This window comes from Thermus composti (genome assembly GCF_014647535.1).
GTDB lineage: Bacteria > Deinococcota > Deinococci > Deinococcales > Thermaceae > Thermus > Thermus composti.
Genome location: NZ_BMPJ01000044.1, coordinates 1 through 8,379, shown reverse-complemented (window position 1 = coordinate 8,379; position 8,379 = coordinate 1). Strand labels below are relative to the sequence as shown.

Genomic DNA, 8,379 nt, shown 5'->3' with positions numbered 1-8,379 from the left:
GTATTTACCCAAGCCCCCTTCTTTATTGGCGTGTCAATGGATATGCGGGTGAATATCCGAAAGGGGGGCCTTTGGGGGTAGACTGAAAGGGCCCGGAAAGGGGCGGATGGGTTATGGAACGGGTGGCCATATTTATTGACGGCTCCAACCTCTACAAGGGGTTGGTGCAGCACCTGGGCTCGGACTACCGGCTGAACTTCGTGGAGTTCATCAGCCTTCTCACCGCGGGGCGAAAGCTTCTCAGGGCCTACTACTACAACGCCCCCCTTCCCCCGGAAGACCCCGCCGCCAAGGCCCACCAGAGCTTTCTCAACTACCTCAAGCGGGTGCCCTACGTGGCGGTGCGCCTGGGAAGGCTGGAAAGGCGGGCCGACGGCTTCGTGGAGAAGGGGGTGGACATCCAGATCGCCATAGACATGGTCCGCCTGGCCTTCGTGAACGCTTACGATATCGCCGTGTTGGTCTCGGGGGACGGGGACTTCGCCGAGGTGGTGCGGGTGGTGCAGGATTTGGGCAAGCAGGTGGAGAACACCACCTTCCACGCCCTCTCCTCCCACCGCCTAGCCCAGCAGGCGGACCGCTTCTACCCCCTGGACGACTTCCCCTGGGAGCGGCTTCGGGCCACGCTCCAGGCCCAGGACCCGGAGGAGGGCTAGAGGAGCTCCTCCGGGCGGAAGAAGAGGGCGATCTCCCTTTGGGCGTCCTCCGGGGTGGCCGAGCCGTGGATGACGTTCTCGTCAATGGTGGTGGCGTAGTCTCCGCGGATGGTGCCCGGGAGGGCGTCTTTGGGGTGGGTGGCCCCCATCATCTTGCGTACCTCGGCGATGGCGTTGGGGCCCTCCAGGACCATGGCCACCACCGGCCCCGAGGTGATGAAGGCCACGAGCCCGGGGAAGAAGGGCTTGTCCCGGTGCTCGGCGTAGTGCTTTTCCGCGAGGTCCTGGGAGATCTTCAGGAGCTTTAGGCCCACGAGGCGGAAGCCCTTCTTTTCAAAGCGGGCGAGGATCTCTCCCACGAGGCCGCGCCGGAAGCCATCGGGCTTGATCATGACAAAGGTGCGCTCCATACCCCTAGGAGTGTACCAGGTTCTAGGGCCTGCCGAAATAGCCCAGGAGGATGTAGCCCACCACCAGGACCCAAAGGGCGATGAGGAGCGCGTCCCGCCAGTTCACCCGGGGGCGCTTAGGAGGTTCTAGCACCTGGGTGGGGAGCGCCTCGGGCTCTTCTCCGAGCTTCAAGCGCACGGGAGCCCCCTGGGCCGCCTCGAGGGGCAGGGCGTAGGGCCTTGCGCCTTGGGGAAGCTCCTCGGGGACGCGCACCACGATGGCGCTGATGTTGTCGGGGCCGCCCCACTCGTTGGCCAGGGCCACGAGCCGCTTGGCCGCCTCCTCCGGGGGAAAGTTCTTCAGGACCTCCCTTAGGGTGCGGTCTTCCAGGACCCCGGAAAGCCCGTCGGAGCAGAGGAGGAAGACATCTCCGGGGGAAAGCTTAAGCCCCAAAAGGTCCACCCGGGCCTGGGGGAAGGAGCCCAGGGCGTTGGTGATCACGTTGCGCCAGCGGTGGGTCTTGGCCTCCTCGGGGGAGAGGAGGCCCTGGCGCACCCTTTCCGCCACCCAGGAGTGGTCCTCGGTGAGGAGGGTAAGCTCCCCCTGGCGGAGGAGGTAGGCCCTGGAGTCCCCCACGTGGGCGATGAGGGCGTAGGGGAGGTCCAGGACCAGGCAGGTGGCGGTGGTGCCCATCCCCCGGTTCTCGGGGCGCTGGGCCTCTTGGTAGATGCGGGCGTTAGCCTGTTCAAAGGCCTCGAGGAGGGCCTTGGGGGAGGGTTCCTGGGCCTTCAAGTGGGCCAAAAGGGTCTCCACGGCGAGCCGCGCCGCCACCTCTCCCGTGCGGTGCCCGCCCATCCCGTCGGCCACCACGAAGACCCCGCCCCAGGGGGTGAGGGCGTGGCCCACGGCGTCCTCGTTCTTGGGGCGTTTGAGGCCGGGGTGGGTTTCCAGGGCGAAGGCGAGGGAGGCCACGGGGGGATTTTACTGCAAGGCGTTGACGCATAACGTATACCGCGGTACGCTGAAAGTAAGCCCGGGCCAGAAGGCCCGGCCCTTTTCTTTGGAGGGGTCTATGCGCCTGGAGAGGATCGCCCCCTACACCTACCGCATCCCCCGGCAGGGGAAGATGCGGGTGGACGCGGTTTTCTTCGCCTCCGAGGCGATTTTAAAGGACCTCGAGGCGGAAAACTACGCCTCCTTGCAGCAGCTCATGAACGTGGCCACCCTCCCGGGCATCGTGGAGCCCGCCTTGGCCATGCCCGACATCCACTGGGGCTACGGCTTCCCCATCGGCGGGGTGGCGGCCTTTGACCCGGAGGCGGGCGGGGTGGTGAGTCCGGGCGGGGTGGGTTTTGACATCAACTGCCTGCCCGCGGGGACCCGCGTCCTGGCCCACGACCGCTACACTCGGCCCATAGAGGAGCTGGCCCAGGAGAGGGATCCTTTGCTGGTGGCCTGGCGTCTTGGGGAGAGGCCCGAGGCGGCTTCCGCCCTCCTCCTCCTTTCCCGGGAGGGGGAGGAGCTGGTGCGGCTCCGCACGGAAGGGGGGTTTGTCCTGGAGGCCACCCCCGACCACCCGGTTTACACCCCGGAGGGGATGCGCCCCATCGGGGCGCTTGGGCCCGGGGACCGGGTGGCGGTCCACCCCTTCCGGGGCCTGCCCTACGAGCCCCCTCCCCCCTTGGTCCTCCTGGAGGAGGAAAGGGCGGAGGCCTTGGCCGAGGCGCTGGGCTTCCCCCGGGCCGCCTCGGTGCTCCGCGGGCGGGGGCTTCTCCCCTTAAGGGCCGACCATCCTAAGCTTCCCGCCCTCTTGCGCCTCCTGGGCTACGCCCTGGGGGACGGGACCTTGTACCGCTCGGGGGGGCGGGCCTACCTGGTGCTTTACGGGGAGGAGGAGGGCCTTTGGGAGGCCAAGGCGGACCTGGCGCGCCTGGGCTTCCGGGCCGGGGGGCCCTACGTGCGGCGGCGGGCGCATCGCTTCCGGGGGCGGGCCTTCGCCTCGGTGGAAGCCAGCCTCAAGGTCTCCTCCCGGGCCCTTTACCTGCTCCTTTACGCCCTCGGCCTGCCCGAGGGGGCCAAGGCCAAGCAGGGCTTTAGGCTCCCCCCTTGGCTTTTCGCCCTGCCCGACTGGCTCAAGGCCAACTTCCTGGCGGGGTTCTTTGGCGCGGAGCTTACCGCGCCCCGGGCGGTGAGCGGCCACGGGTACAACCTGTCCCCCCCGGTGGTTTCCCAATCCAAGCGGCAAAGCCTCCTCTCCGAGGGGCGGGCCTTCATGGAGGACCTGGCCCGCCTGGTAGCCTCCTTGGGCCTAGAGGTCCAGGACCTCCGCCAGGAGGCGGACTGGGAGGAGCCCGAGGACCCCTCCCACCGCTACAAGCTCATCCTTCGCTCCACCCCGGAGAACCTGGCCCGGCTCTACGAGGAGGTGGGCTACGCCTACGCTCCCAGGAAGGCGCGCCTCGCCCTTCTCGCCGCCCTTTACCTCCGCCTGAAGCAGGCCCACCTGGCCCGGAGGGAGGCCTTGGCCGCGGAGGCTTTGGCCCTGCGGGAGGCCGGCGCGAAGGTGGCGGCCATCGCCCACCGGCTTGGGGTCTCCCGCCGCTTCGTGGAGCGGACGCTTTACGAGAAGCGGGGCGCTTTCCGGCCCCAGGGCTTTCCCACCTTCCCCGAGTTCGTGGCCGCCAACCCGGGGATGCTCTTTGACCGGGTGGTGGCCGTGGAGCGGGTGCCCTATGGGGGCAGGGTTTACGACCTTTCCATGGCCCACCCGGACCACAACTTCGTGGCCGAGGGGTTCGTGGTCTCCAACTGCGGCGTCCGCCTCCTAGCTTCCCACCTCACCCTCGAGGACCTCCTCCCCCGCCAGCGGGAGCTCGCCGACACCCTCTACCGCCTGGTCCCCTCGGGGGTGGGGAGCGAAAGGCGGGACGTGCGCTTCAGCAAAAGGGAGCTCAAGGAGATCCTCAGGGAGGGGGCGGGGTGGCTGGTGAAGCGGGGCTATGGCTACCCCGAGGACGTGCGCTTCATTGAGTCCGAGGGCCGCCTCCCCTGGGCCAACCCCGACAAGGTCTCGGAGCGGGCCTTTGAGCGGGGAGCCCCCCAGATCGGCACCTTGGGAAGCGGCAACCACTTCCTCGAGGTGCAGTACGTGGACGAGGTCTACGACCTCGAGGCCGCCGAGGCCTTTGGCCTCTTCCGGGGCCAGATCACCGTCCTCATCCACACGGGAAGCCGGGGCCTAGGCCACCAGGTCTGCCAGGACTACGTGGAGCGCTTCCTCAAGGTGGCCCCCCGCTACGGCATTGAGCTCGTGGACAAGCAGCTTGCGGCGGCCCCCATAAAAAGCCCCGAGGGCCAGGACTACCTCCAGGCCATGGCCGCCGCCGCCAACTTCGCCTTCGCCAACCGCCAGCTCATCGCCCACTTCGTGCGGGAGGCCTTTGAGGCGGTGGGCTTCGCCCCAAGGGACCACGGCCTAAGGGTCCTTTACGACCTGGCCCACAACAACGCCAAGTTTGAGGAGCACGGGGGGCGGCGGGTCCTGGTCCACCGCAAGGGGGCCACCCGGGCCTTCGGCCCCGGCCACCCGGAGATCCCGGCGGAGTACCGGAAGGTGGGCCAGCCCGTCCTGGTCCCGGGGGATATGGGCCGCTACTCCTACGTCCTGGCGGGCACCGCCAAGGCCATGGAGGTCTCCTTCGGCTCCAGCTGCCACGGGGCCGGGCGCAAGATGAGCCGGAACCAGGCGAAAAAGGTGGCCCGGGAGCGGAACCTGGTGAAGGAGCTTGCGGAAAGGGGCATCCTGGTGCGGGCGGCCACCCGGGCCACGGTGGACGAGGAGATGCCCGAGGCCTACAAGGACGTCTCCTTGGTGGTGGAGGCGGTGGAAGGGGCGGGGATCGGCAAGAAGGTGGCCCGCCTCAGGCCCCTCATCGTGGTGAAGGGGTAGGGTTCCATCCGCTTCTCAGAAAGCTTTGCTTGGATGGGAGGATGAGGCGGCTTGCCCTTCTCCTCTTCCTCGGCCTGGCCCTAGGCCAGACCCTCCTTCCCGTGGAGCAATTAGGGCTCACCTTCCGGGAGGAAGGAGGGGCCTGGGTGTACGAGGGGGGCGGGCGGCGCTTGGTGTACGCCCCGGGGGTGGGCTGGGCCGAGCCCTTGGGGGCGGAGCTCCCCCCGCCCCAAGAAGGCCTCTTTCCCTTAGAGGCCCTGAAGGCCTTGGGCTACTTCCGGGTGCCCGAGGCGGGGGTGCGCTTCGGGGAGAAGCCCAAAGGCCTCCGGGTGGTCCTGGACCTGCCCGTCCCCTACCGGGCGGAGCCCCGGGAGGAGCGGGGTAAGGCGGGGGCTTTTCTCTACCTGCCCTACCTCGCCCCGGGCCTCCTTAAGGCCCCTTGGCCTTCGGGCCTTAAGGCCAGGGTCCGCCTTCTCCCCGAGGCCACCGAGCTTGCCTTGAGGGCGGAAGGGGGCCAGCTCTACTACCGCCTTTTTCCCCTCGAGGACCCCCCCCGCCTGGTCCTGGACCTCTACCTCCTCGCCCCCGAGGTGGAGGAGGTTCTGGCCCCCGGGGTGCGCTACCGGGAGGTCTACGGCTTCACCCCGGAGCCCCTAAGGTTTTACCTGGTGGAGGCGGAACGGGGAAAGCTCCTTCCCGTGGGCACCCCGGGGAAAAGGGCCCTCCCCAAGGACCTGGCCCCGGGGGCCCTCGCCGTCCTGAACGGGGGGTACTTTGATCCGAGGACCGGGACCCCCATCGGCCTTTGGGTCCAGGACGGGGTGACGGTGGCCTACCCCTACGGGCGGGTGGCCCTTCTTTGGGACGGGTTTTCCTTCTTCCTGGGCTTTCCCCGGTTCGTGGCCGAGGTGGCGGGGCCGGACGGAAGCAGGGCGCGGGTGGGGGTGAACGCCTCGAGGGCCCGCTACACCGCCCACACGGTCCCGGGCCCCGTGGGCCGGGAAGGGGAGGAGGTGGCCTTGGTGGAAGGGGACCGGGTGAAGGCCGTCCTTCCCGCCCCCGCCGAGCTTCCTCCTGGGCTTTGGGCCCTTAGCTTCCCCAAGGGAAGCCCCCCCTTTTCCCTCGTCGTGGGGGACCGGCTAAGCCTCTACGGCAAGCTGGACCCCCCCTTCCGCTACGCCCTGGAAGGGGGGCCCCTCCTCGTCCAGGAAGGCCGGTACGCCTACGAGCCCGCCAAGGAGAACTTTAAAGACCCAAGGCCCCTCCAGGCGGTGGCCCCCCAGGCGGCGGTGGCCTGGACGAGGGAGGGGAGGCTTTGGCTTATCGTCTCCGAGCCCACCACCCCGGGTGCTTTGGCCCGGGCCCTTCTCTCCTTGGGGGCCTGGAACGCCCTGAGGATGGATGGCGGGGGCTCCGCCCAGCTTTGGGTGAAGGGGGTATTGCGAAGCCCCTACACGGGTACCCCGAGGCCCGTGGTGAGCGCTTTGGCCTTATACCTGGAGTAGTCTCCTACAATGGGGGTAGTTATGCCCCTAGACATCCCCATGCTGGAAACCTGGCTTTGGGATGCGGCCTGCGCCATCCGTGGCCCTGTGGACGCGCCCAAGTTCAAGGACTACATCCTGCCTCTTGTATTCCTCAAGCGGCTTTCCGACGTGTTTGAAGACGAGCTCGCGCGCCTCGCCGAGGAATACGGCAGCCGGGAGGTGGCCCTAAGCCTGGTGGAGGAGGAGCGCAGACACGGCATCATCGCCGAGGGGCGGGGCCTGGTGCGCTTTTACATCCCCGAGGAGGCCCGCTGGCCCACCCTTCGCCGGCAAAGCGAAAGGCTAGGGGAGTACCTGACGGATGCCGTGCGGAAGGTGGCCCGGGAAAACCCCCGCCTTTCCGGGGTCATTGACCTGGTGGACTTCAACGCCACCGCTGCCGGGCAGCGCATCGTGCCTGACGAGTACCTAAAGAAGCTCATAGAGGTCCTTTCCCGCCACCGCCTGGGCCTTTCCGACGTGGAGCCGGACATCCTAGGCCGGGCCTACGAGTACCTCTTGCGCAAGTTCGCGGAGGGGCAGGGCCAGTCGGCGGGGGAGTTCTACACCCCCCGCGAGGTGGCGGTGCTCATGGCCCGCCTCCTGGAACCCGAGCCCGGCATGACCGTCTACGACCCCGCCTGCGGCTCCGGGGGGCTTCTCATCAAGTGCCACCTGCGCCTTCTGGAGACCCACGGGGTGGTGGAAAACGGCCACCGCCGCCTGCCCCCCCAGCACGCCCCCTTACGGCTTTTCGGCCAGGAGATCAACCCCGCCACCTACGCCATGGCCCGCATGAACGCCGTCATCCACGATATGGAGGCCGAGATCCGCCTGGGCGACACCATGCGCAAGCCCGCCTTCCGCGACGAGGCGGGCCGCCTCCTGCGCTTTGACCTGGTGGTGGCCAACCCCATGTGGAACCAGGAGTTCCCCACCGATGTCTACGAGAACGACCCCTACGGCCGCTTCCCCTACGGCACCCCGCCCGCCTCCACCGCCGACTGGGGCTGGCTGCAGCACATGCTGGCCTCTTTGAAGGAGACAGGGCGGATGGCGGTGGTGTTGGACACGGGGGCGGTCTCCCGGGGAAGCGGCACCCAGGGCACAAACCGCGAGCGGGACATCCGCAAGAGGTTCGTGGAAGCCGACCTCATTGAGGCCGTGGTGCTTCTCCCGGAAAACCTCTTCTACAACACCACCGCCCCCGGCATCATCCTGGTGGTGAACCGCAGGAAGCGCCACCCGGGGGAGATTCTGCTCATCAACGCCTCCAACCTCTTCGCCAAGGGCCGCCCCAAGAACTACCTGGCCGAGGAGCACATTGAGACCATTGCCCGGCTCTACCACGGCTGGCAGGCCGAGGAAGGGCTTTCCGCCATCATCCCCCTGGAAGAGGCGGCCCGGAACGATTACAACCTTTCGCCAAGCCGCTACGTGGCCCAAAACGGCGGGGAGGAGGTGCTTCCTTTGGAGGAAGCGGTGGTGCGCTTGCGGGAGGCCGAGGAGGAGCGGGCCGAGGCCGACCGGAGGCTGGCCGAGGCCTTGCGAGCGCTAGGACTGTGGAGGTAGTCGTGCCCAGGGCCGATCTGCAGAGGGGCAAAAGGGCGCCAACCGACCTCCCCGAGGGCTACCGCCTGACCGAACTCGGTCCGTTACCCGAAGAGTGGCGGGTGGTGAGGTTGGGGGAGTTGAGAAGCAAAAGTATCCTCTGGGTCAAAAACGGCTTTCCCCAAGGCAAGTTCAACGAAGAAGGGTATGGGGTGCCTCATTTAAGACCTTTTAATGTCCCCCCTTTCGGATATTCACCCGCATATCCATTGACACGCCAATAAAGAAGGGGGCTTGGGTAAATACA

6 protein-coding genes and 1 pseudogene are annotated in these 8,379 nt (G+C 67.7%); 5 read left to right on the top strand and 2 right to left on the bottom strand.

The features are described 5' to 3' along the window. Positions 1 to 113: 113 nt before the first annotated feature. Positions 114 to 656: a LabA-like NYN domain-containing protein gene (locus IEX93_RS11025; RefSeq protein WP_188848240.1), complete on the top strand. Its 543-nt coding sequence runs from the start codon at positions 114 to 116 to the stop codon at positions 654 to 656. Here the strand turns inward: IEX93_RS11025 and ndk are convergent. Together ndk and IEX93_RS11015 are read right to left on the bottom strand one after the other, a co-directional pair. Next, positions 653 to 1,066, bottom strand: coding sequence for a nucleoside-diphosphate kinase (gene ndk / locus IEX93_RS11020; protein ID WP_188848239.1), 414 nt, complete (start codon positions 1,064 to 1,066; stop codon positions 653 to 655). The genes IEX93_RS11025 and ndk overlap by 4 nt on opposite strands. A gap of 22 nt (positions 1,067 to 1,088) precedes the next feature. Next, the gene (locus IEX93_RS11015) at positions 1,089 to 2,018 is read right to left on the bottom strand and encodes a PP2C family protein-serine/threonine phosphatase (RefSeq protein WP_188848238.1); all 930 of its coding nucleotides are present in this window, start codon (positions 2,016 to 2,018) and stop codon (positions 1,089 to 1,091) included. A gap of 100 nt (positions 2,019 to 2,118) precedes the next feature. Between IEX93_RS11015 and IEX93_RS11880 the strand changes: the two are divergent. The 4 genes and pseudogenes from IEX93_RS11880 to IEX93_RS11000 form a co-directional block, all read left to right on the top strand. Then, positions 2,119 to 2,622, top strand: a pseudogene (locus IEX93_RS11880) (RtcB family protein); the annotation flags it as partial. A 21-nt stretch (positions 2,623 to 2,643) separates the two neighbouring features. Then, entirely contained in the window at positions 2,644 to 4,995 is a 2,352-nt protein-coding gene (locus tag IEX93_RS11010) for an RtcB family protein (RefSeq protein WP_371863183.1), read from the top strand. 41 nt (positions 4,996 to 5,036) lie between these two features. After that, complete coding sequence (locus IEX93_RS11005) at positions 5,037 to 6,500, top strand: phosphodiester glycosidase family protein (protein WP_188848236.1); 1,464 nt, start codon at positions 5,037 to 5,039, stop codon at positions 6,498 to 6,500. A gap of 21 nt (positions 6,501 to 6,521) precedes the next feature. Continuing rightward, positions 6,522 to 8,093 (top strand): type I restriction-modification system subunit M, encoded by a 1,572-nt coding sequence (locus IEX93_RS11000; RefSeq protein ID WP_188848235.1) that lies wholly within the window; start codon positions 6,522 to 6,524, stop codon positions 8,091 to 8,093. Positions 8,094 to 8,379 lie beyond the last annotated feature (286 nt).